A 21,136-nucleotide genomic window follows, 5' to 3' on the forward strand; every position below is an offset into this window, starting at 1 on the left:
AATATTGTGAAGCTACAATCAAAAGCATCAACTCACATAAGGCTTAAAGATATGGTTCATCAAATTTTATTGCCATCAATAATTCAATACTATTTTGAATCAGATCGGCAGACGGCAGAAGCTGTAGTTGCTTGTTTTACAGAGCATGGCGTTGTACGCGATGAAGGTCGTGAATATGTTGGTCACAAGGCCATCTTAGGCTGGAAGCAGCAGGCTTCAACTCAATATGAATATCATGTGGAACCCCTGAGCATTGATGTGCAAGATGGGCAGCATCTGGTTGTAGCACGTGTGGAAGGTAACTTCCCTGGCAGCCCGATCAATTTACATTATGCCTTCCAACTAAACGATGAAAAAATTGAAGTATTGGAGATTACAGTATGAATTTTCCTTTACAACTATTGGGAAAAACGGCGTTGGTTACAGGTGGCAGCAAAGGAACTGGAGCCGCTGTTGTAAGAGCACTACATCAGGTTGGTGTGGATGTCATGACTGTTGCTCGCCATCCTGTACGGGATTTACCACAAAATGTACATTTTATTGAAGCTGATTTAACTACAGCTAAAGGATGCAATGATGTAACGCAGGCTGTGCAGAAACACTGGGGAAAAATTGATATTGTTGTACATGTCTTAGGTGGTTCATCTGCTCCGGCAGGCGGGTTTGCTGTATTGGGTGATGAAGAGTGGGAGCGAGAAATCAATTTAAATTTGATGCCTGCCATTCGTCTAGATCGGGCATTGATACCTCTGATGCTAGAGCAAGGTTCCGGCGTTATTATTCATGTAACATCTATTCAGAGAGAACTACCTTTACCAGAATCAACAACTGCATACGCAGCAGCAAAAGCGGCGTTATCTACATATAGTAAAAGTTTATCTAAAGAGATTTCTCCAAAGGGAATTCGTGTTGTGCGTGTGGCGCCGGGATGGATTGAAACCGAAGCTGCTGTGGCTTTGGCAGAACGTCTTGCACTTGAAGCGGAAACAAATTATGAAGGTGGGAAGCAAATCATTATGAATGCTTTGGGTGGAATTCCGTTAGGGCGCCCAAATAGACCAGAGGAGGTTGCCGATTTGATCACTTATTTGGTCTCTGAACGCGCTTCGGCAATTACTGGTACTGAGTTTGTGATTGATGGTGGAACTGTGCCTACCGTGTAAAATACGCAAATGCGTGCGGTCTGCTTTTGTGAAGAAAGACAGCACGCTATCATATTTAGTTGGTTTTCAAAATATAAATAAAAGAATCAACACGTTCGCCACTATTTAAAGTGACTTGAACAGGTACTCTTTCATATTCTCCACCTTCAAAATCATCAAGCAATTTCCAGTTCGTATCTAAATGCTCCGAGCTAAAAACAAAACCTTGAACTTGATTCGCACTATCATCAAGCACAATTCCTGGATAGCCTAAATCTGCGCCCCAACCTTCGTTACGTAAGGTTCCATTTACCCAGCCTTCCGCCCATTGTCCGCCAATATTTTCAAGGATATGAGCGTTAGGTCGGCCCGGGCCTAAAGTGCCATAAACAAATAAACTCGACATATGAGGTTCCTTTAAATTAAAAATTAATGAGCTTTTGCGTGTGAGGTATAAACCGCTAAAAATATTCCAAGTAATGAAAGTACAACGGTTAAACCGACTATGGCGCTCCATCCGCCGTGTAACCAGAACCAGCCACCTGCTGAACCGACAATGCTCGAACCCATATAGTAAAAAAGTAAATACAGTGAACTGGCATGGGCTTTAGCTTGTTTGCTTTCAGCACCGACTGAGCTACTTGTGAGTGAGTGGGTAATAAAGAAACCCGTTGTAATAAATGCAATACCGATGATAATGCCGAAAAGAGAGGTGAGCAGCGTCATGAGGCTGCCCACAATCATTAAGGCAAAGCCACTCATCATCATAGTTTTTTTACCGAAGCGTTCGGCTAGGCCACCTGCTAATGAGGAAGACACCATACCGAAGCTATACGACAAGAAAATAAGGCTAATTTGCGTTTGACTCAGTGAATAAGGCGCACCACTTAAACGGAAAGTAGCGTAGTTAAATAGAGTCACAAACACACTGGTCAGCAGGAATCCAATTGCAAACAGACGTAGCAATTTGAAATTACTTAAATGGGTACTCCACATTTGTATGTGAAAATCTAAATTCAAACCTTTTTTTTGTACGAAATTACGCGAAGCAGGAAGTAAGTTCAAAAAAGCAATTGAGCAGATAAAACAGATTGCCCCAAGTAAGCCTAAAGCAGTGCGCCAAGAAAAATATTCAATCAAAACGCCCATGCCAACACGGCCCATCATTCCACCAAAAGCCGTACCTGCAATATATAAACCCATGGTTTTACCAAGGTGTTCAGGTGCGATTTCTTCAGCAATCCAAGCCATGGTTACGGCAGGTACTCCACCAAGTAAGAGACCTTCTAGTGCTCGAGCTATCAGTAAACTGTGCCAGTTAGGCGTAAACATCGCCACAATATTAAGAATAGCTGCACACAGCATTGAGCTAAAGATCACACCACGACGACCAATCGCTTGTGAAAAAGCGCTCGATAGTACAATTGAAATCGCTAAAAAGGCAGTCGTTAAAGACAAAGCTAAAGAGCTGCTCGCAGGGCTAATCTGGAAGCTTTGGCTAAATGCTGGCAGAAGCGGCTGTACGCAATAAATCAGAGAGAAACTGGCAAAACCCACCAAGAATAAAGCGAAGCCTGCATGTTTATAGGCTTTAGTACCTTTGTGAATCCACTCGCGGGAAAGAACAGAAGTTGCTTCAGTGCTTAAGGTACTGGGTGTAGATGAAGAGCTCATATCATGACCATGACAGAAAAGAGGTGCAGCGCCTTTAAGTGTGCTGCATCGAGAAAATTCGATAAATTAAAATTAGCAATTTAGATGGTATTTTTCTAATATATTTAACAAGGGATCATGATATGTTTTATATATAGCGATGGAACTCAGACATATACGCTACTTTTTAGCAGTAGCAGAAGAAAAAAACTTTACCAGAGCGGCGCATCGCTTAAACATGAGCCAGCCGCCTTTAAGCATGCAAATACGAGACTTAGAAGAAGAGTTAGGTGCAGATTTATTTATTCGTTCTCCGCATGGGGTGGAACTGACCGAAGCTGGGCTTGCCTTTTTAAATGCCATTCAGCCTGTACAGCAGCGTGTAGAAGATGCAGCGAACTTGGTCAAACAAGTGGCAAATGGTGAAGTCGGCCAATTACGACTAGGTTTTACAGGCACTTCAATGTTGAATCCTCTAATTCCTAAATGCGTTCGCTATTTTCAGCAGCAATATCCTAAAGTGAATTTAAAGCTTGAAGAAGCTAACACCTTACTGCTTATCGATTTACTGCTTGAAGATCGTTTAGATGTCGCGATTATTCGGCCTCCAAGTCACATTCCAGAGAGCTTAATCCTTCAAGAGTTATTGGCTGAACCTTTAATTGCAGCCTTACCTTCAGAGTCTTTTAAACTAGACGAGTCATCAAAAGAAATTGATTTAGCTTCCCTACGAGAGCTTGATTTTATTGTCTCTCCACCTTCAATTAGTGCAGGACTTTTTGATGCGATTAGACAAGCATGCCAAAATTGTGGCTTTGAACCTAGAATTGGACAAAATGCTCCGCAAATTGTGTCAATTTTATCGTTAGTGTCTGCAAACTTGGGGGTATCTTTGGTTCCAGAGTCGACCAAACAATTGCAAATACAGGGTGTGGCTTATCGGTCGTTACAAGCGCCAGTACCTACGGTGGGTTTAGCGCTTGCATATAAAAAACATGCCCCTTCACAAATGGCGATTAATTTTGCCAGTGTGGTGCAAGTGGCTTGCCACCACGCAGAGCAATATAAATGAAATTGGCTCAGTTATGATTTAGGTGCTTTATTCATTAAGAAGATGCCTAAAATAATGAAAATCGCGCCATATAAAAAAGATAAAGTCGGTTGTTCATGAATGAAGACCCAAGCCATGAGTGCCGCAAAAATTGGCTCAGAAAGCTCAGTCACTTGTACTTTTGCCGCACTCATGTAAGACAAAGCTTTGGTGGTACAGAAAAAGCCAAGAATGGTAGGCAAGACTGCTAAGCCAACCAAACCTAAAATAATGTCAGTGTTAAAGTTTATTGTGTGAAAGTTGATTAAAAAGGGAACAGCAAGATAAACACTACCAAAAAGTAATAAGTATTTGGTTAGAAATAAACCACCGTTTAATCTGAATTTTTTAATTAATACTGAAAATAAACCATATCCAATACCTGCAATAGAAGCATTGATAAGCATTAATAAACTATTTTCACCTTTCCATGAAATTACACTAATACCCGTTACAGCTAATAATGTTCCAATAATTGAATGAATATAAATACTTTCTTTTAAAACTAATCTGCCAAAAAATAAAGCTGAAATAGCTGCTGAAGCCATTAATACTACGACCACATTGGCCGCAGCGCCGTGGTTGTAGGCAATGGTCTCGAAAAAGAATAGAGAGAAAATGCCTAAAAAGGCACATATCGCAATTTGAGCAAAAACACTGAGCTTGCTCGGAATACTACTAATGTAGGCAATCTTTTGGCGGACAGGGACTTTAAATAAAAAAACACTTAAAAAGAAAAAGGCAATAATGGTTTTTAAAAAGGCAATATCTTGTGGGTTTAAACCACTATGCATGAGTAATTTGCTAATCACACCAATAGAGGCATTGAGTGCAGCTGCACAGAGCGCAAATAGGGTTCCGATAATTAAATTATTCACTTTTCTAATTTTTCCATATATTTAGCACAAGGATTCTACATTATTTTTTGTAATAATATAGCCCTGTTAAATTCCTTCTTTTCCATGAAGTATAAGTTATTTAAATTTTATTGGTGATGGATATTAATAGGAATTTATTCATTTGTTTTAAAGTATTTGTTGTTTGATTGTTAATTTAATTTATTAATTTTATTATTGATTAATAATGCTTCTTTTAATTAGAAATTCTAAAAAATAATATTTTGTTGACATTTTATAAAATATATTTAAACATAATATTTGCTTGTTTTAAGTTTAATTAATAACAATCTTAATTCTAGCTAAATAAGTATTTAATACTTGGATAATAATTTAAATATAACGGAGATAAAACGTGTTTTTTTCACAGGAAAGTCTGAAAAAATTAGAAAGTGCGGTTGATCATGCTATGCATAGCGAGTTTAAAAAAGATGAAATTATGCATAAATTTCATAATGAAGACTGGTTCGATGAAAAATATTATAAACGACATATTTTAGAGTGCGTTATTCGCATTCATATGAATAATGAGTTAGATGCAAATGCTGTACGCGTTGCTGCAATCAATAATATTTCTGCTGCAAAACAGCTTTCATATTATTTATATGATGAATTTGGACACGATGAAATGTTTGGTCAAGACTTGACTAAATATGGATATTCTTCAGATCAGATTATTTCAAAAAATGCATTTCCTGAAACATGGAAACTGATGGGGTATTTAAACTTTTGTGTAGAGAAATTTGGTGCATTGCCAGCAGTCGTTTGGGACTGGTTCCTCGAATATTATGGCGACAAATTTAATAATTTTATTACGCAAAAAGCGGGTGTCCATATGGGGAATCAGGCTGTATCGGGCGCAGCTTCGCATGTTGCATTTGATGAAGCTGAAGACCATAGCGGCATGATGACAGATATGCTTTCTTCTGTAATTAAAACACAAGAAGACTTTGATCTTGCAATCAAGCATATCAATAGCTTTGTTCCGATGGTGGGAGAATATTTTCAGGCTGTGCGTGCTGAAACCCTTTCATAGCAATGGAATTAGAATATGCCAATGGTGAATGTTCGCATTAAAGAGCATATTTTCATTGCTGATTCTGAGCAGCCTCTTATCAATGCAGTGCCTGATAGCACGGTGATGAAAGGCTGTTTAAAAGGTGTGTGCCGAGTTTGTCGATGTAAACTAAAAGGTGGAGTCGTATATGAATCGGGAAACCAAGTTGCCATAGATAAAGAGTTCTTACCTTGTATTAGCTATGCTCAGAGCGATGTCGAAATCGCACCATTGGTTAATAATTTTAGTGTGGCTCAATTAATAACTCGAAATTTTCTTTCGGAAAATATTGTTGAGCTCACATTTAAAATTAAAAGGACCTTTTTTAGTTCTAAAGCAATTGTAAATATCAAACACCCATCAGAATCTTTAATTCGAAGTTACTCTGTGGTTTCACTGGGTGTGAAAAATTATGATTTTTTTGTTTTGCACATAAAATTAAGACCAAATGGAATATTTTCTAACTTATTTCAAAAGCTAGCGATTGGTGACCAATTAGAATATAACCTGAATAATCATATAGAGCCTGAATACGAGAAGGCCATATCTACGCTTAATATTGTAAGTGGTGGAAGTGGCATGGGTGCTGCACTTACTCGGGGATTGGATCTCATCCGAAAAAATCCTATTTCTAAAGTGAATATCTATGCGATTAATCGGTCAGTTTTAAGTCATTATCATCAACATTGCGTCAATGTTTTTCGAGAGCAAGTTGAAGCTGAGGTCAATATTATAAATATCCCGTTTTGTACGTGGACGAATAATGGATTTGATTTTTCAAATTATTTGGACTCTCACGAGTTAACAGTGGGTGTCGGTTCTACCCCAATAATTAATAAAATTTTAAATCAGCCTCTGTGTGAGTTGGAAAGTTTTGGTCCCTAACGGAGACTGTAACAATGACTGTAGTAGTTATAGAACCTATTTCTTCGGGCATCACTTATTTAAATGCCGCTCAAGAATTAGGTATAGATTTATATGTTTTTTCTACTGACGAAGGAGAGTGCAGCATTGATGGAACAATGCGACAAAAAGCAAAAGAGATAATAAAAATAGATACCAGTGATTTTCATAGTCAACTCTCTAAAATTAATGAGTTAAAGACAGTAAGAGCGATATTACCGGGGGTTGAATATGCTGTACCTATGGCAGCACAGCTAGGCAATTCATTTGCTAAAAACTCTCTTGAATATACGACAGCTCAAACGGTTCGAAATAAATTCAAATTTCGTGACAAGCTGACCAAGTCAGGTTTAAGCGATATTAAATATGCTTTGATTTCACAGGGTAAAGAGATTCGCTTACCTCAAGATTTTAAATTTCCTGCTGTAGTGAAGCCGGTTGATATGGCGGGCAGTATGTCTGTTAAAAAAGTTGCAGATTTTGAGGAACTTTTACGAACAGTTGAGGCGATCTGGAAATCTAAACCGAATGATATTGGCTTCTTTGCAAGTGGTGATTTAATTGTTGAAGAATATATCGTTGGGAAGGAATACAGTGTTGAAGGAATTGTCCATACAGATGGAAAAATAACGTTTGCTTCACTGACAGAAAAACTACTAGGCCCTGAACCTTACTTTGTTGAAATTGGACATATTGTTGGAAATAAGTATGACGGCCAATTTTCGGAACATGTTTTTGATTATGCCGCAAAAGTCATTCAAACCTTAGAATTAAACATCGGACCTTTTCACCTAGAACTGAGAGTAACGCCTCAGGGGAAAGCCGTAGCGATCGAGTTAGCTGCACGTTTACCGGGTGACAATATTGTTGAGTTAATCAAACTGGCGACTAATTTTGACCTCGCACAAGCTGTACTGAGCGAATACCTCGACCTGCCATATTCACCTTCAATAGAAAAAAATATGGTCTCTGCAATTGCGTTTATTCCACAAGGCAATCACCGCCTTTTTAAAGGTTTTAGTGGGCTAGAGCAATTATTAGAAGCACCTGAATGTGTACACCATCACTTCTACTACGAAGCAGACGATGAACTCGCGTGTAACCATGATTGGACCTCACGATTAGGCTACATCATCCTCCGTTCTGAAAGCGAAGATAAGATCCGTGGTTTAGTCACACATATACATGAGCAGGTGAAAGTCATATGAAACATGTATTAATCATCAATAGATATGACGATGAATTGTCTGACTTTAATAAATATATAGATCACGATGCTGTCCATGTATCTTATATTTCATTAACAGAAACGATGCGTTATATCACCTCTTCAAACTGTTACTACATAGCGGGTTTAGAACGATTAAATGAAGAGGATGTATTAAAAGAAGCCGTAAAAATCTATGAAAAAAAGCCAATAGATTACGTGATTGCCATCTCTGAATATGATCTGGACGCAGCCGCTCGCATTCGAACTGAATTGAATATTGTGGGTGCAACGGTTGAAGACAATTTGTTGTGTCGTAACAAGAAAAAAATGAAGGATGCCTTAGCTCATTCTACTGTCCGTTATCCAAAATATGCAGAAGTGTCTTCATACCAAGATATTGAAAAGTTTTTGGTGCAAAGTGGCTCAGCGATTATTTTGAAACCTCAGGTAGGTGCAGCTTCTGAAGGTGTGATCAAAATTAGTGAGTTGGCCGATATACCACGGTTGTCTTCCTATGCTGGATATGAAGTCGAGGAGTTTATTGAGGGAGATATCTATCACGTCGATGCGATTATTTCTGACAATAAAATGCCTTACTTTAAGGTCTCAAAATATATTAATACCTGTTTAGACTTTAGAAACGGTGCGCCATTAGGCTCAGTCACGATTGATAATTCTGAATTTATTCAAAAAGTAGAAAAATTCACTTTAGACGTATGTAAATTCTTAAAATTAAAAGATCAGGCAATTCATCTCGAATTTATTGAGTCTAAAGGTGAGCTGGTCTTTTTAGAGGTTGGCGGGCGAGTCGGAGGAGGGGAAATTCCGTTCATTACATTACGCAATGAGTCAGTCGACTTGTACGAAATGTGGATTAAGGCGGCAATGAATATTCCACAAGAGCCAGTGAATACGAAGATTACTGGTTTTCTGATGATGCCTAATCCTTATAGTTCTGGTTTTTTATTTAATGGCATTAAAGAATTAGAGAATGAAACGATTACCTATCAGTTAATTCAAGAAAGCGGCGACCATAATAATTTTAGTTATGAAAATATCCCTGCAAAAATTCATTTCATGGGAGATAGCCAGATACAGGTCGAAGATGCGATTAAAAATAGTATGAAAATTTTACAAAGCGCAATTTGTCAAAATCATCATTCTAACTTGAGTCTAAGTGAGTCTTCTTAGTTGAGATTTGGTTAAACTCTAAAATCAAAAAGGCTTGAACTTAAATGTTCAGGCCTTTTTATATAAGTTGATAAATGAATCATGGACATACATTTTAATAAGCCATTCTAATGGACTTTTGTTGCAGAGAATTGTGATTTGTCGAACTAGCTCATATTATATAATTAGTTAATTATTAAAGAATTTTAAAAATGATTAAATCTGTTATTTCAGGTTGCGCGGTTCTCACACTTTCGGCTTTGTCAGTTACCCATGCAGAGTTTTCTTTTGCACAAGAGCTACAACAAAGCTGTAATAAAGTGAAGCAATACGCGAGTTTAGGTAAGAAAAACTACGACCAAAAACAATATAAAAAAGCGCTAGAAAATTTTCAGAATCAAGCCTCTTGGACAGCATTTTGTAAAGCCAATGCAGATGAAACCACGGTTAAATTTACTGACCGAGATGTTGAAGTTGCTAACAATAACGTGGGTTTAGCCTATGCCAAACTGGGTCAGCCACTTTGGGCAAGATCGTGGTTTATGCTCGATGAAAAATCAAAATCTAGCCAATTTAACCTTAAGCAATTACCAAAACCTAAAGCGTCAAATGACTTGTCGGGTGAATATGTACGTTACTCAGGTTTTGGCGAATGGGACCACATCACGGTAAGCCGTGAGAAGGGGCAATATGCAATCAGCTATGCTGGCTTATATATGGGCCTTAGAGGCTTAATTTACGGCCCGAACATGGGTGAGTTTGGCACCACAATGCCAAGCAATAAAAAGCAAATCGTCTATAAAGATCAAGACTGCCGCATTCAGCTTGATTTTAAAACCAATGCGAAATTAGGAAACTACATTCAGGCAAAACAAGACAGCGGTGATTCAGGTTGTGGCTTTGGACACAATGTGTATGCAGATGGAACTTATTTAAAAGTTGAGTCTGGAAAATAAGTCTAAATATAGGGAATTAAATGATGAATATATTTGCACGGTTGTTACTACTTTCTACGATTGCGATTTCATCTCAAATTTATGCAGAGCCAACCAGCACATGCAAAGAAGTGAAATTTCAGCAAGCTGATCAGGCTTGGAGTGGGCACTATTATTTAAATGGTGTGATGGAAGTTGGTTCAGAACTTTTACTTCAGCCAGACGGCAAGTTTAAATGGATGTTAGCTTATGGTGCTTTAGACCAATATGCCGAAGGGACATGGTGGAAAAATGGAAACTGTATTGGTTTAAAACCAGACTCTAAATTTAAAAAGAATTTAAGTATTTTTCCAGAAAGCCTGACTATTTCTGAAAAATCATTAGACGTAACTTGGAACGATGGACGCCAACAGGGCAGTTATAGCAAAGACTAAATAAAAAAAGTCCGACACTAAGTCGGACTTTTTTATAGATTATATTTTAATGATTGACCGCAGCAAGTTGCTCAGCGTTATAGCGTGCGCCCATGTTTGGATATCTCGCAATAATTGCGTCGATTTCTGCCAAATCTGCCGCTGTTAAATCAAGGTCTACAGCCCCCGCATTTTCTACAAGTCGCTCGATTTTACGCGTGCCTGGAATTGGAATAATGTCTTCACCTTGTGCCAAAATCCAAGCCAAAGCCAGTTGAGCCGCTGTCGCGTTTTTGCTTTGGGCAAATTCGCTAAATGCTTGCGCCAAGCTTTGGTTATTTTTCCAGTTATCGCCCTGATAACGCGGTAACTGGCGACGGAAATCGTTTTCGTCTAGGTTGCCGACATTGAGCGTGTTAGTAATTAAACCACGTGATAGCGGTGAATACGGCACAAGGCTAATACCTAACTCACGAATAGTTTGCAAATGGGTTTGCTCAAAATCACGGGTGAGGAGCGAATATTCATGTTGAACTGCTGCAATTGGGTGAATCGCATGTGCTTTACGAATGGTTTCAGCCGAAGCTTCACTAAGTCCTAAGTAGCGAACTTTACCTTGTTGGACCAAGTCTGCCATAGCACCAATCGTGTCTTCAACTGGAATATTTGGGTCTATGCGGTGTGCATAATACAAATCAATCACGTCTGTATTTAAGCGTTTTAAACTGTTTTCGACCGCAACTTTAATCCACTCTGGAGAACCGTCGATATAAGACTCTAAAGAGTTTTGTGGGTTGAGGTTATCTTCTTTGTAGCGGAAGCCAAATTTGGTCGCCAAGAATACTTTGTCGCGGTGTTTTTCTAACACTTTTGAGAGCAAAACTTCATTTGCGCCGTTGCCATACATGTCGGCAGTGTCCCAAAAGTTAATACCGAGGTCTAAGGCTTTTTCTAGGGTTGCAATGCTTTGTGTATCGTCTGAGGCACCATAGGCAAAGCTCATTCCCATGCAACCTAAACCAAGTGCTGATACTTTTTCGCCTGTTTTTCCTAAAGTTCTATATTTCATTTTTCACACTCTTTTTGCAAAATCACTTGAGTAGAAAAACTATAAAATGCTTTGGCTCAAACTGACGTATAACATTCAAACCAATAATTATAAAATTCAAACAATCTGTTTTTAGGCCACACAGTCTTCACGGAACTTTTTAGGTGAAAATCCCGTATTTTTCTTAAAGAAATTGGTGAAATACGCTGAATATTCAAAGCCTAAGCTATAGGCAATTTCGGAAATATTCCAACTGGTGTGTTGCAACAGTGCTTTGGCTTCTTGCGTAATGCGCGAGCTAATATGCTCAGACGTGGTTTTACCTGTGGCTTCTTTTACAGCTCGGTTTAAATGGTTGACATGTACCGACAAACCATAGGCATAGTCATTTGCAGTTTTGAGTTTAAGCTGAAAATGAGGCGAGTCGATTGGGAACTGGCGCTCTAATAACTCAAAGAATAAATGGCAAATCCGAACCGCAGCATTGCTATGTTTTTCAAACTGTTGGGTCGGTTGCATTTTCATAGCTTCATGCACAATCAGGTGCAAATAGTTTCTTAAAACGTTGTATTTATGGATGTAGTCTGAATTTATTTCAGTCATCATCTTTTTGAAAATAAATGAAATTTCATCAACCTGTTGGTCATTTAAAAAATATAGTGGGTCGCCGTCGACTTTAAACAGCGGTGAGTCTTTTAAAAAACTTTGTCTTGATTCTTGGTTTACAAACTCTTCGGTAAATAAACAAAACCAGCCTGCCTGTTCGGGCGAATTAATTTCCCAAGCGTAGGGAACCATTGGGTTTGAAAAAAGTAAAGCAGGGCGGTCTACCCGAATCCAGCGGTTGGCGTAGTGAAGGTCACCTGTGCCCAAAACCAGTGAAATTTTATAATAATCGCGGCGACTGTAAGGCGTGAGAAACGAGCAGGCATCACGTTGGAACACGTTAAAATGTCCAAACGAAGTCGATGGAACCGAGTAATCGCTATCTCTGGTTAAAGAAAAGCGGCGATAAAAATCATGTATGGTTTCCATGTCTTTGCCTGCATGCGTTATCAATTTATTTAAAGTTATAAAATTCAAACTTTATTTACTGTAGCTTTTATTTATAGCGCGATCAATCGGTTCATTTAAGCAGTTTTGAAAATGAATGATTTTCTATAAATACTCTGGGTAGGCAATGTAAGAGGACTCTACGCATTCGAAGCCCATTTGACGGTAAAGCGTAACCGCTGGGGTGTTATCAATATCGACAATTAAGTGAGCAATCCGTCCAGTTGCAACAATTCGATTGACCGCGAATTGTAAGATGCGTTCGGCAAAACCTTTTCGACGATAAGCAGGGAAGGTGTATGTGCCACCAATAGAAATGAGCCGATCGGTTTCTATTCCCAAACGTACAACAGAAACGATTTGGTCGTCTGCTTCAAGCACAATAATCTTTTCTTGCTGAATCAGAGATTCCCAATCAGTTGTTTCATTCACTGAACGCTCATGATTATATTGATGTTGATATTCAATAAGACGAGCAATATCAGAAAGTTCAGCCAAGCGGCCTTGAGCTTGAGAAAATTGGCGTGAGCAAACCATGATCCATTGATCATATTCTCTTAAAATATGCCCTTTTTGTTTGATCTCGGCATGCAATAAATCACGTCCAATTGCGGTGGTTACAATCCGACGCGGTTGAAGCTGCAAAATTGAAGTGCAGAGCAATGCTCCAGATGAAGATTTCTCTGATGGAACCCAGAAGCAGGTGCCGCCAGCAAGGATGACCGCGACACCTAAAAGTTGCTCGGCGTTATGTGGGTCATACAACCGCATGAGTTGCCATTCGGCATCGAGAGCTTGTGTTTGATCAAGAAAGGCCATAGCCCCAATAGAATAATAAAACCGTTCATCAAGCCATTGAAAGATAAGTTGGTATTCTTCTGAACTGGTGGGAGGTCCCTTTATTATCATTATTAATTACCTATTCAAATGATGAACTCAATCATAATTCACTATCCTACATTTTTATTATTACCATGATATCGTTAAATTTAAGTTGAATGACTCTTTAGCTTAAATATCTAATTGAATAAACAACAATAATTATTTAACTAATTTCTATTCAACCTTACATTGACACTCAAAAACGCGCGGATTATCCTTTGCCTGCTGGCCTACATTGCCAGTCGGTTTTAGCAGACCGTCTACAAAAGGCGCACAACAATGCTGTTTTGGTTTTTGTGCGTTCTCTTAAGTCACGCCTTTATGGTGAGGCTAGGAGGGACACCTTCGGGTGTGCTGGTTTCCTTTTGTACCAGTCTGCTAACCCTTCTAGTCTTGCCACCATTATTTAGCAGTAATTGGTAAGACTCTTCTAAATCAAAAGGAGTTCGCCGTTATGCGTACTAATTCATCTCTCTCATTGGCAACCTTTGCCAAAATCTTTAGTTCTATACCCAACTGGTCTTTGAAACGGTTTAACCGACTCTAGGTTTTAAACCATAGGTCATTACGACTAAAAAATCATAGCAACAATAAAACCCGAGATAGGCGAACACACCATTTTTGTGCGGCTTTTGCATGCCTGTTTTTAGCGCTCAATTTAAGAGTGACGGCATTTCTATCTCTTTTACATACAACAAAAAATTATTTTAAACGGTATAAAAATGCCAAATTTAGAAGCATCATTTAAAGCATTACGCGTGCTCCACGCGGCAAAAGATTTATTTAATCAAAATGGGTTTTACATCGGGATAGATCGAATTATTGAGGAAGCCAAAATTCCCAAAGCCACTTTTTATAACTATTTTCACTCCAAAGAAAGACTCATTCAGATGAGCTTAACCTTTCAAATAGATGCATTAAAACATGAAGTATTTTCAATTATTCATTCGTATCGTGAACTCATGGCGTTCGATAAACTCAAGAAAATTTATCTCTTACATGCAAACTTAGAGGGCTTTTATCGATTGCCATTTAAAGCTATTTTTGAAATTGAAAAGATCTATCCAGCAGCTTATAAATTCGTCATTGACTACCGAAACTGGTTCATTAAAGAAATTCATAAATTGCTTTTAACCGTAAAGCCTACCTCTACAGTTGCAGATGCGCACATGTTTTTATTTGTGATTGATGGGGCGATGGTTCAGCTTTTGGGAACCAATAACACCGATGAAAGGGATGCATTACTTGAATATTTTTTAAGTCGAGTTTGATGAGAATAGGAGGAAAGGCCTGACGGAAGTTGGGCTTTTTGCTTGTTAATATTGAAATGCTGAGAATATTAGTAATATTTTTTTATCTTTAGCTATAATAATTTGGATATTATATTTAAATATTAATTTCATGTTTCTTTATTAAATTTATGTCTAATATTAAAAAATTTTTCTTAATATTTTCCATATACGTAATTTCACACTCTATTTATGCACAGGAAATTAGGACTCTTAATATGAATAATGCTCTAATTGAAGACATTAAAAATATGGCGCAACAAGAAGATACAGATGCTCAAGTAAAATTGGGCCTTTTTTATATTCAAGGTTTGGGTGTTCCTCAAGATTATATCTTAGCAAGACAATGGTTCGAAAAAGCTGCCAAACAAGGTAATAGAGATGCTGAATATAATCTTGGAGTCATCTATGAAAATGGGAATGGTATACCTCAGAATTATAAATTAGCAGCTGAGTGGTATCAAAAAGCAGCTGAAAAAGGACGATCTAATGCTCAATACAATTTAGGTAATTTATACGCAAATGGGGTAGGAGTTGCACAGGATTATAAAATAGCAAAGCAATGGTTTGAAAAGGCAGCGGAACAAGGAAACGCCGATGGTGAATATAGTCTGGGCGTTATGTATGAGTATGGAGATGGTACTGCTCAAGATTATAAGATAGCAGTAGAGTGGTATCAAAAAGCGGCAACCCAAGGTAATGCGAATGCTCAGTTTAACCTAGGTATTTTATATGCTAAAGGTTTAGGCGTTTCTAAGAATTATGAAATAGCTAAACAATGGATTGAGAAAGCAGCTGAACAGGGCCATGAGAACGCTAAAATAATTATCACCCAATTAGCTTCTTAATAACTCTTAACCAAATAGAAGACTTAAACCATTTGGCTTAAGTCTTCTAAATAATAGTCTATCTTTCTAGTAATCTTGCTCAACTATTTTTGCTAATGAATAAAATAAGTGGTAAAAAAAGGAAGTTAATCTCTATTTTTCAATAAAATTTATTAAATATGAACACAAAAATTCCTTGTATTAAATCAAATAAATTAAGTGAACTAAATAATTGTAATGTATGGCTAAAAATGGAATCTTCACAGCCAACTGGTTCTTTTAAGCAAAGAAGTATTGGTAATGCTTGTCAGCAATATGTAAAAAGAGGTGCAAAAAAATTTATTAGTTCTTCTGGGGGGAATGCTGGGATTTCAGCTGCTTACATGGGAAATAAATTAAGTATTCCTGTAACTGTTGTTGTTCCTGAAACAACTTCATCACAAGCCATAAATCTCATGCAGCAAGAAAATGCAGAAGTCATTGTTCATGGGAAATCTTGGGTTGAAGCCAATGATCTCGCTCTAACTTATGTAAATTCAGAAGCTGTATATATTCATCCTTTTGATGACCAATATTTATGGGAGGGTGTTGCTCATATTATTGATGAAGTAATTTCAGACGGTGTAAGACCAGATGCAGTTATTTTATCTGTTGGCGGTGGAAGTTTACTCTCAGGAATTAGCCAAGGTTTAATAAAAAATTTACTTAATATTCCTATCTATGCTGTAGAAACAGAGGGAACAGCTTCTCTAAATGCTTCTATAAGGGCTGGGAAGCATGCGAAGTTGGATGAAGTAACTGGAATTGCTACAACACTCGCTGCTAAACAAGTATGCGAAAATGCTTTTAAAGTTTCGCAGGTTGAACAGGTTATGAGTTTGACTGTTTCCGATAAAGAAGCTCTAGCAGCTTGTTTTAATTTTTTAGATGACCATAGAACATTAGTTGAGCCAGCTTGCGGTGCGACTTTATCCACCTTGTACAATAAAAAGTTATCCTTTTCTCCAACTGATAATATTTTAGTTATCGTGTGTGGAGGGGCAACGGTCACTTTGGAACAGCTGTTCAAATATTCGAAAGATTTAGCATTAGAAATATGAAATTTCTAATATATTTTAGAATAGATGCAAAATATTTTTAGTCTTATTCCCCGATAAGTAAAGGTTCTAATGAAGCATAAATTAATATTTATTTTCTCCATTATTCTCATAATTACAGGTTGCGGTAAAAAATATAAGATTACTCCAGAGGACTTGCCAGTTGCACATATTAATCAAGAATATCAACAAATTATTAAGATCTCTGGTGGAAAAGTTATTGATAAATATGCTGAATTAGAAACAAATATTCCAGAAGCCTTAGGTGTGACAGTTAAACCTGTTAATGATTTAGATGGCTACAATGTTATACAAATCAAAGGCACTCCAAAGTCCAAAGGAAAATATACCATCCATATAAGAGCTGATTTCTATGCCGGGGGAAGTGCTGAAATCGATAAGACATATAGCTTTATCGTCCAAGATTAATTTAAAAGGCTTAAACTATTTAAATTTAAGCCTTTTAAGTAATTCTATTTTTAGCTTTCACTCAAAACCAATTGTTTAATCTTCACAGCTTTCTCAAAGTGATCTAGCTTATGCTCCATAATCCACCAATGCGCTGCTTCCATCAGTAACTCAGGATTATCATTCTTATTTTTAAAAAAAGCATAAAAAGATAGACCGACATTATCTCCCTTCTTTTCAATTTTCTCGTCGCATCCCTTAATAAAAATTTCTCTTAATTCATTTCTCATATTTAGTATCACTTCAAGTCTATAAAACTAAGACGGCTTATTGTGCTCGCCCCAATCACACATCATATCTAACAAAGGAATCAAAGACTGTCCTCTTTCTGAAAGACGGTACTCAACTTTCGGCGGAATTTGAGGATATTCCTTGCGATGAATTAGTCCATCTCTTTCCAATTCTTTAAGTGTATTGCTGAGCGTTCTAAACGAAATATTGCCAATGCAGCGTTGCAGCTCATTAAAACGCATGACGGTTTTTCCATAAAGCCAATACATAATAATCATTTTATATTTGCCATTAATCAAAGAAAGGGTGTAGCCAAAACCCGTATCTTCTAATGGCGTATAAGTTGGAATGCAGTCGTCCATTTTTAAAATCCATACTATCTTTTAGTATAGTATATAACACAAATTACCGTACTTATATTTAGGAAAGCACACTTCTATAATCGTTTTATCTACTTTTCGATAAGAGTGTTTTCATAATGAAAAAGACATTAGTCATTGTTACGCATCCTCACATAGACCAGTCTGTTGTAAATAAAAGATGGATTGAGGAACTAGAAAAACATCCCGATCAATTTACGGTTCATCAAATTTATCAAGCCTACCCAGACGGGGTGATTGATGTTGCCAAAGAGCAAGCACTTGTCGAAGAACATGAAAATTTAGTCTTTCAATTTCCTGTGTATTGGTTTAACTGTCCACCGTTATTGAAACAATGGTTAGATGAAGTTTTGGCGTATGGTTGGGCATATGGTTCACAAGGCGACAAGCTCAAAAATAAAAAGTTTATGTTGGCTTTGTCTGCTGGTGGGCAAGAACAAGTTTATTCAGAAACTGGTGACTATCAAATTTCTTTGGAGAAGATTTTTATTCCATTTGAACTAACAGCTCTTTATGTCGGGGCAGTGTATCAACCACTTCATGCATTTTATGGTTTAGACACGAATCCTTCTGAAGACGACGTTGTTCCGACTCACCAAGACATAGATAATAATGCGATTCAGTATGTTCAGAAGTTATTAGAGTTGTCTAAGTAAGTTTAAAGGTAGGAAGGCCTGAACGTGAAGTTTGGGTCTTTAATATAGAAGATTTTTTTAAGGGTGAGAGTAGGGATTTTAAGTTAAATATACGATTTATTTATGATATAAATATTAGTTAAATATAGATTAAATTTAAAAACTTATGACCATTCTTCGTATTAAAGAAAAAGAAAATTCCCTTATAGCTGATGATGCTCATGAATTAATATGCTACGCAACAATAAGTAAAATAAACTCATGGAAGGATGTTCTTAACTTTTATTCAGAAATTAAGCAGAAGCACTTACCTAAAAAAGTATTATTACTTTTAGAAGATATTGGACAATGCCAATACACTTGCATGCATGCTTCAATGGGAGATGGGCTTTATTTCGATACTTCAGAACTCGTTGAAGATGACAGTGAAGCAAGTTGGGATAATACTCGACCTTTAGAACTTCAATATCATATTGAACAATTATTAAAGCCAGAAAATTATATAGACTTTAATAACTTGCCTAAAAAGCTTAGTTATTGTGATGAAGATCAAGCGATTCTGCTACAGATTAATGCTGAACCCGAAAAAATTTTAGATGACGTTATTCAAGTAAAGTTAGTAAATACTCAAACTGAGACTCAAAAATTTGCAGCATGCCTCAATGGATACTTTACTTGTGATTTGAATCCTTTTGAGTCTTTTAGCTTAATTCAGCATTTAGATCAGAACTATGGCTTAGAGTATGTTGGCTTAGGTGCAAGCTTATTATTCTTTATTAAAACACCAGAATTTGATGTAAATAAAACAACTCAGTTGATTAATGAGTTGAGCAACTTTTATCAATTCAATCAAACAACGCATACCCAATTAGAACAGTATTTATCTAAGCATGAATATCTTATTTTGCCTTATGTAGAGTCATTAGAAGTGTTCGTTTTAGATTAAGGTTGATTAGAGAAGTCTAAATTTTATTTAAAATAAAAAAGGCCTAAATCAAAACGATTTAGGCCTTTCTGTAAATTAATTTTGATCAGACTATTTTTTAACGTGGCATTTTAAAAATTAGAAAGGAAGCCAAATGCTAAAGTCTAGAATCTTTATAGCTATAGGGCTACTTCTTGCTGGATTATGTTTGTTTGCAGCCTTTAACTCATATGAGAAAAAGGCTAATTCTGAAAAAGAACAGGCTAGAAAAACTGTCATTTCCTTTTTTAATTCACTTTCTCACGGAGATTCAGCCACAGCATATAAATATGTTTGGTCAGGCGAGAACTTAAATATTCGAAGTGCTGAAATAGCCCAAATTTATAAAGATTCAAAAGTTCTAGAAGTCATCAAAATTCGTTACGACTCGGCAAAAAATAGACCTGACTACTATCAACAATTTTATAAGATGATTTCACTTACCATAAAGATAAAAACAGTACATGCAGATATTGCTGGTAATCCTGCGGGAACCTATATTTTGTTTGTAACTGTTGTACAAAAAGATCCGAAATCTAATTGGCTCGTTACTGAGTTAGGCAGTGGACCTTAAGAAATAATATTTTTAAATCGTTTGCAAAAGTTAGATTTGTCTATAAGTTGAAAATACAACAAAACATACTGTGGAATAAAAAATGAATATCGTGCCTTTTCCATTTCAAATTACAAATTGGGAAGAAATTGAAGTCACTGAATATAGTGGTGAAACTGGAAAAGCTTATTGGAAAACTCAATTTTTTGGTGAAGAGAATAATAAAATTAGAGTAAGACTTGTGGAGTACTCAGCAAATTATTTAGCAGACCACTGGTGTGAAAAAGGGCACATATTATTCTGCCTAGAAGGCGAGTTAGAAAGTAGGTTGAAGGATGGCCGAACATTTACTTTAACTTCTGGAATGAGTTATCAAGTAGGAGATAATTCGGAGCCACACCAGTCTTTTAGCCTGAATGGTGCGAAGTTACTTATAGTTGATTAGATTCATACAAAGAACACAATAAAATAGAGGGATAGAAATCTCTATCCCTCATAAAAAATTTTAATTTGCCAAAATTGTCATCGCCTCAACCAAGCTTGTAATCCCTGCATACATATCTTTTAAATGAGCTTTATCATCCATATAAGCAGGAGTAGTAACAAATAGGTTTTGTTTATCTACCACGCAGTCTGAGGTTTGACAGACATGATGAATTGCACCAGTTTTTTCAATTTCCTTAGCAATGTTTGTGTCAGATCCTAAAGTGATATTTGGGTGTAAGTTTCCAAAAGTCAGTGCCAATAGTGCAGGGGAGATACATATTGCCCCGATCGGTTTCTTACTTTGATGAAACGCTTTTAGAATTGAGGCGACTGTAGAATGTACTCTTGCTTCTGCTCCTTTAAAGGCAAAAGTTGATAAATTTTTTGCTACTCCAAACCCACCGGGAATAATAAGTCCATCAAATTCATTTTCATCAAGTTTATCGAGTGTGGAAATTTCACCTCGGGCAATTCGTCCCGCTTCTTGTAAAATATTTCTGTTCTCACCTTCGCTTATTTCGCCACTCACATGGTCAATGACATGAAACAAAGGCTCATCGGGTGCAAAAATTTGATATTCAATATTTGCTGTGTCTAAAGCTAAGAGGGTTAAAACAGATTCTCTAATTTCAGAACCATCTAAATAACCACAACCCGATAAAATCACCGCTACTTTTTTCATCTGCTTTCTTAAGATCCTTTTTTAGTGTGCAAAAGATCTTAAGTTTTCTTCTTAAATTTTTTTATACGCAGA

The 21,136-nt window shown here is 37.0% G+C and carries 26 protein-coding genes; 17 read left to right on the forward strand and 9 right to left on the reverse strand.

Annotated features, from left to right (window positions below):
- Nucleotides 1-51 precede the first annotated feature (51 nt).
- Together AC07M3_RS07645 and AC07M3_RS07650 are read left to right on the forward strand one after the other, a co-directional pair.
- Nucleotides 52-384, forward strand: a complete 333-nt coding sequence (locus AC07M3_RS07645; RefSeq protein ID WP_003653967.1) for a nuclear transport factor 2 family protein — start codon at nt 52-54, stop codon at nt 382-384.
- Nucleotides 381-1,163 carry an SDR family oxidoreductase gene (locus AC07M3_RS07650; protein WP_494567031.1) on the forward strand — a complete coding sequence of 261 codons (783 nt, stop codon included), beginning with the start codon at nt 381-383 and terminating at the stop codon, nt 1,161-1,163. Before AC07M3_RS07645 ends, AC07M3_RS07650 begins: the two co-directional genes overlap by 4 nt.
- A 55-nt stretch (nt 1,164-1,218) precedes the next feature.
- On the opposite strand, the gene AC07M3_RS07655 is transcribed toward AC07M3_RS07650, so the two are convergent.
- Together AC07M3_RS07655 and sxtP are read right to left on the reverse strand one after the other, a co-directional pair.
- Entirely contained in the window at nt 1,219-1,548 is a 330-nt protein-coding gene (locus AC07M3_RS07655) for a gamma-glutamylcyclotransferase family protein (RefSeq protein WP_494567030.1), read from the reverse strand.
- Between the two features lie 23 nt (nt 1,549-1,571).
- Entirely contained in the window at nt 1,572-2,816 is a 1,245-nt protein-coding gene (sxtP, locus tag AC07M3_RS07660) for a multidrug efflux MFS transporter SxtP (protein WP_494567029.1), read from the reverse strand.
- A gap of 139 nt (nt 2,817-2,955) precedes the next feature.
- Here sxtP and sxtR point away from each other — a divergent pair, with 139 nt between their 5' ends.
- The gene (gene sxtR, locus AC07M3_RS07665; RefSeq protein ID WP_199989321.1) at nt 2,956-3,867 is read left to right on the forward strand and encodes a multidrug efflux pump transcriptional activator SxtR; all 912 of its coding nucleotides are present in this window, start codon (nt 2,956-2,958) and stop codon (nt 3,865-3,867) included.
- Between the two features lie 11 nt (nt 3,868-3,878).
- On the opposite strand, the gene AC07M3_RS07670 is transcribed toward sxtR, so the two are convergent.
- Nucleotides 3,879-4,763, reverse strand: coding sequence for a DMT family transporter (locus AC07M3_RS07670; protein WP_199989322.1), 885 nt, complete (start codon nt 4,761-4,763; stop codon nt 3,879-3,881).
- A gap of 373 nt (nt 4,764-5,136) precedes the next feature.
- Here AC07M3_RS07670 and AC07M3_RS07675 point away from each other — a divergent pair, with 373 nt between their 5' ends.
- The 6 genes from AC07M3_RS07675 to AC07M3_RS07700 all read left to right on the forward strand — a co-directional run bounded on the left by AC07M3_RS07675 (nt 5,137) and on the right by AC07M3_RS07700 (nt 10,490).
- Nucleotides 5,137-5,817, forward strand: a complete 681-nt coding sequence (locus AC07M3_RS07675; protein ID WP_003653956.1) for a hypothetical protein — start codon at nt 5,137-5,139, stop codon at nt 5,815-5,817.
- Nucleotides 5,818-5,832: 15 nt separating this feature from the next.
- Nucleotides 5,833-6,723: an FAD-binding oxidoreductase gene (locus AC07M3_RS07680; RefSeq protein WP_003653954.1), complete on the forward strand. Its 891-nt coding sequence runs from the start codon at nt 5,833-5,835 to the stop codon at nt 6,721-6,723.
- A 14-nt stretch (nt 6,724-6,737) separates the two neighbouring features.
- Nucleotides 6,738-7,949 (forward strand): ATP-grasp domain-containing protein, encoded by a 1,212-nt coding sequence (locus AC07M3_RS07685; protein WP_494567028.1) that lies wholly within the window; start codon nt 6,738-6,740, stop codon nt 7,947-7,949.
- A complete protein-coding gene (locus tag AC07M3_RS07690) occupies nt 7,946-9,142 on the forward strand; it encodes an ATP-grasp domain-containing protein (protein WP_494567027.1) in 1,197 nt (398 codons plus the stop codon). The genes AC07M3_RS07685 and AC07M3_RS07690 overlap by 4 nt, the downstream gene beginning before the upstream one ends.
- Before the next feature lie 191 nt (nt 9,143-9,333).
- The gene (locus AC07M3_RS07695; protein WP_494567026.1) at nt 9,334-10,077 is read left to right on the forward strand and encodes a hypothetical protein; all 744 of its coding nucleotides are present in this window, start codon (nt 9,334-9,336) and stop codon (nt 10,075-10,077) included.
- 20 nt (nt 10,078-10,097) lie between these two features.
- Nucleotides 10,098-10,490, forward strand: coding sequence for a hypothetical protein (locus AC07M3_RS07700; RefSeq protein WP_375038820.1), 393 nt, complete (start codon nt 10,098-10,100; stop codon nt 10,488-10,490).
- 46 nt (nt 10,491-10,536) lie between these two features.
- On the opposite strand, the gene AC07M3_RS07705 is transcribed toward AC07M3_RS07700, so the two are convergent.
- The 3 genes from AC07M3_RS07705 to AC07M3_RS07715 all read right to left on the reverse strand — a co-directional run bounded on the left by AC07M3_RS07705 (nt 10,537) and on the right by AC07M3_RS07715 (nt 13,479).
- Nucleotides 10,537-11,538 (reverse strand): aldo/keto reductase, encoded by a 1,002-nt coding sequence (locus AC07M3_RS07705; protein WP_494567025.1) that lies wholly within the window; start codon nt 11,536-11,538, stop codon nt 10,537-10,539.
- 111 nt (nt 11,539-11,649) lie between these two features.
- Entirely contained in the window at nt 11,650-12,552 is a 903-nt protein-coding gene (locus AC07M3_RS07710) for a helix-turn-helix domain-containing protein (protein WP_004639845.1), read from the reverse strand.
- A gap of 123 nt (nt 12,553-12,675) precedes the next feature.
- Nucleotides 12,676-13,479: a GNAT family N-acetyltransferase gene (locus AC07M3_RS07715; RefSeq protein ID WP_494567024.1), complete on the reverse strand. Its 804-nt coding sequence runs from the start codon at nt 13,477-13,479 to the stop codon at nt 12,676-12,678.
- Between the two features lie 695 nt (nt 13,480-14,174).
- Here AC07M3_RS07715 and AC07M3_RS07720 point away from each other — a divergent pair.
- The 4 genes from AC07M3_RS07720 (at nt 14,175) to AC07M3_RS07735 (ending at nt 17,094) form a co-directional block, all read left to right on the forward strand.
- Nucleotides 14,175-14,723, forward strand: a complete 549-nt coding sequence (locus tag AC07M3_RS07720; RefSeq protein WP_494567023.1) for a TetR/AcrR family transcriptional regulator — start codon at nt 14,175-14,177, stop codon at nt 14,721-14,723.
- A 236-nt stretch (nt 14,724-14,959) separates the two neighbouring features.
- Complete coding sequence (locus AC07M3_RS07725; RefSeq protein ID WP_494567022.1) at nt 14,960-15,589, forward strand: tetratricopeptide repeat protein; 630 nt, start codon at nt 14,960-14,962, stop codon at nt 15,587-15,589.
- 158 nt (nt 15,590-15,747) lie between these two features.
- Nucleotides 15,748-16,668, forward strand: coding sequence for a pyridoxal-phosphate dependent enzyme (locus tag AC07M3_RS07730; RefSeq protein ID WP_494567021.1), 921 nt, complete (start codon nt 15,748-15,750; stop codon nt 16,666-16,668).
- A gap of 69 nt (nt 16,669-16,737) precedes the next feature.
- Nucleotides 16,738-17,094, forward strand: a complete 357-nt coding sequence (locus tag AC07M3_RS07735) for a hypothetical protein (RefSeq protein WP_494567020.1) — start codon at nt 16,738-16,740, stop codon at nt 17,092-17,094.
- Nucleotides 17,095-17,144: 50 nt separating this feature from the next.
- Here AC07M3_RS07735 and AC07M3_RS07740 read toward each other — a convergent pair whose 3' ends face one another.
- Together AC07M3_RS07740 and AC07M3_RS07745 are read right to left on the reverse strand one after the other, a co-directional pair.
- Nucleotides 17,145-17,363 carry a DUF6500 family protein gene (locus tag AC07M3_RS07740; protein WP_087400223.1) on the reverse strand — a complete coding sequence of 73 codons (219 nt, stop codon included), beginning with the start codon at nt 17,361-17,363 and terminating at the stop codon, nt 17,145-17,147.
- Between the two features lie 27 nt (nt 17,364-17,390).
- A complete protein-coding gene (locus AC07M3_RS07745; RefSeq protein WP_494567019.1) occupies nt 17,391-17,726 on the reverse strand; it encodes a winged helix-turn-helix transcriptional regulator in 336 nt (111 codons plus the stop codon).
- A gap of 116 nt (nt 17,727-17,842) precedes the next feature.
- Here AC07M3_RS07745 and AC07M3_RS07750 point away from each other — a divergent pair, with 116 nt between their 5' ends.
- From AC07M3_RS07750 to AC07M3_RS07765, 4 genes are all read left to right on the forward strand, one after another.
- Nucleotides 17,843-18,400, forward strand: a complete 558-nt coding sequence (locus AC07M3_RS07750) for an NAD(P)H-dependent oxidoreductase (protein WP_494567018.1) — start codon at nt 17,843-17,845, stop codon at nt 18,398-18,400.
- 145 nt (nt 18,401-18,545) lie between these two features.
- Nucleotides 18,546-19,325 carry a hypothetical protein gene (locus AC07M3_RS07755; RefSeq protein WP_494567017.1) on the forward strand — a complete coding sequence of 260 codons (780 nt, stop codon included), beginning with the start codon at nt 18,546-18,548 and terminating at the stop codon, nt 19,323-19,325.
- 133 nt (nt 19,326-19,458) lie between these two features.
- Nucleotides 19,459-19,917 carry a hypothetical protein gene (locus AC07M3_RS07760; RefSeq protein WP_494567016.1) on the forward strand — a complete coding sequence of 153 codons (459 nt, stop codon included), beginning with the start codon at nt 19,459-19,461 and terminating at the stop codon, nt 19,915-19,917.
- An 82-nt stretch (nt 19,918-19,999) separates the two neighbouring features.
- The gene (locus AC07M3_RS07765) at nt 20,000-20,341 is read left to right on the forward strand and encodes a DHCW motif cupin fold protein (protein WP_307012350.1); all 342 of its coding nucleotides are present in this window, start codon (nt 20,000-20,002) and stop codon (nt 20,339-20,341) included.
- 60 nt (nt 20,342-20,401) lie between these two features.
- Here AC07M3_RS07765 and elbB read toward each other — a convergent pair whose 3' ends face one another.
- Nucleotides 20,402-21,064 carry an isoprenoid biosynthesis glyoxalase ElbB gene (gene elbB / locus AC07M3_RS07770; protein ID WP_494567015.1) on the reverse strand — a complete coding sequence of 221 codons (663 nt, stop codon included), beginning with the start codon at nt 21,062-21,064 and terminating at the stop codon, nt 20,402-20,404.
- Nucleotides 21,065-21,136 lie beyond the last annotated feature (72 nt).

Source organism: Acinetobacter sp. GW821-FHT09D10 (assembly GCF_059416285.1).

Excerpts from the sequence above, each read along its gene's own strand:
- AC07M3_RS07695 (WP_494567026.1), top strand. The coding sequence starts at position 9,334 with ATGATTAAATCTGTTATTTCAGGTTGCGCGGTTCTCACACTTTCGGCT.
- AC07M3_RS07730 (WP_494567021.1), top strand. The coding sequence starts at position 15,748 with ATGAACACAAAAATTCCTTGTATTAAATCAAATAAATTAAGTGAACTA.
- AC07M3_RS07720 (WP_494567023.1), top strand. The coding sequence starts at position 14,175 with ATGCCAAATTTAGAAGCATCATTTAAAGCATTACGCGTGCTCCACGCG.
- AC07M3_RS07760 (WP_494567016.1), top strand. The coding sequence starts at position 19,459 with ATGCTAAAGTCTAGAATCTTTATAGCTATAGGGCTACTTCTTGCTGGA.
- AC07M3_RS07655 (WP_494567030.1), bottom strand. The coding sequence starts at position 1,548 with ATGTCGAGTTTATTTGTTTATGGCACTTTAGGCCCGGGCCGACCTAAC.
- AC07M3_RS07710 (WP_004639845.1), bottom strand. The coding sequence starts at position 12,552 with ATGGAAACCATACATGATTTTTATCGCCGCTTTTCTTTAACCAGAGAT.
- AC07M3_RS07715 (WP_494567024.1), bottom strand. The coding sequence starts at position 13,479 with ATGATAATAAAGGGACCTCCCACCAGTTCAGAAGAATACCAACTTATC.
- AC07M3_RS07745 (WP_494567019.1), bottom strand. The coding sequence starts at position 17,726 with ATGGACGACTGCATTCCAACTTATACGCCATTAGAAGATACGGGTTTT.
- elbB (WP_494567015.1), bottom strand. The coding sequence starts at position 21,064 with ATGAAAAAAGTAGCGGTGATTTTATCGGGTTGTGGTTATTTAGATGGT.
- AC07M3_RS07680 (WP_003653954.1), top strand. The coding sequence starts at position 5,833 with ATGCCAATGGTGAATGTTCGCATTAAAGAGCATATTTTCATTGCTGAT.
- AC07M3_RS07755 (WP_494567017.1), top strand. The coding sequence starts at position 18,546 with ATGACCATTCTTCGTATTAAAGAAAAAGAAAATTCCCTTATAGCTGAT.
- sxtP (WP_494567029.1), bottom strand. The coding sequence starts at position 2,816 with ATGAGCTCTTCATCTACACCCAGTACCTTAAGCACTGAAGCAACTTCT.
- AC07M3_RS07740 (WP_087400223.1), bottom strand. The coding sequence starts at position 17,363 with ATGAGAAATGAATTAAGAGAAATTTTTATTAAGGGATGCGACGAGAAA.
- AC07M3_RS07700 (WP_375038820.1), top strand. The coding sequence starts at position 10,098 with ATGATGAATATATTTGCACGGTTGTTACTACTTTCTACGATTGCGATT.
- AC07M3_RS07765 (WP_307012350.1), top strand. The coding sequence starts at position 20,000 with ATGAATATCGTGCCTTTTCCATTTCAAATTACAAATTGGGAAGAAATT.
- AC07M3_RS07735 (WP_494567020.1), top strand. The coding sequence starts at position 16,738 with ATGAAGCATAAATTAATATTTATTTTCTCCATTATTCTCATAATTACA.
- AC07M3_RS07650 (WP_494567031.1), top strand. The coding sequence starts at position 381 with ATGAATTTTCCTTTACAACTATTGGGAAAAACGGCGTTGGTTACAGGT.
- AC07M3_RS07725 (WP_494567022.1), top strand. The coding sequence starts at position 14,960 with ATGAATAATGCTCTAATTGAAGACATTAAAAATATGGCGCAACAAGAA.
- AC07M3_RS07645 (WP_003653967.1), top strand. The coding sequence starts at position 52 with ATGGTTCATCAAATTTTATTGCCATCAATAATTCAATACTATTTTGAA.
- AC07M3_RS07685 (WP_494567028.1), top strand. The coding sequence starts at position 6,738 with ATGACTGTAGTAGTTATAGAACCTATTTCTTCGGGCATCACTTATTTA.
- AC07M3_RS07705 (WP_494567025.1), bottom strand. The coding sequence starts at position 11,538 with ATGAAATATAGAACTTTAGGAAAAACAGGCGAAAAAGTATCAGCACTT.
- AC07M3_RS07750 (WP_494567018.1), top strand. The coding sequence starts at position 17,843 with ATGAAAAAGACATTAGTCATTGTTACGCATCCTCACATAGACCAGTCT.
- AC07M3_RS07690 (WP_494567027.1), top strand. The coding sequence starts at position 7,946 with ATGAAACATGTATTAATCATCAATAGATATGACGATGAATTGTCTGAC.
- sxtR (WP_199989321.1), top strand. The coding sequence starts at position 2,956 with ATGGAACTCAGACATATACGCTACTTTTTAGCAGTAGCAGAAGAAAAA.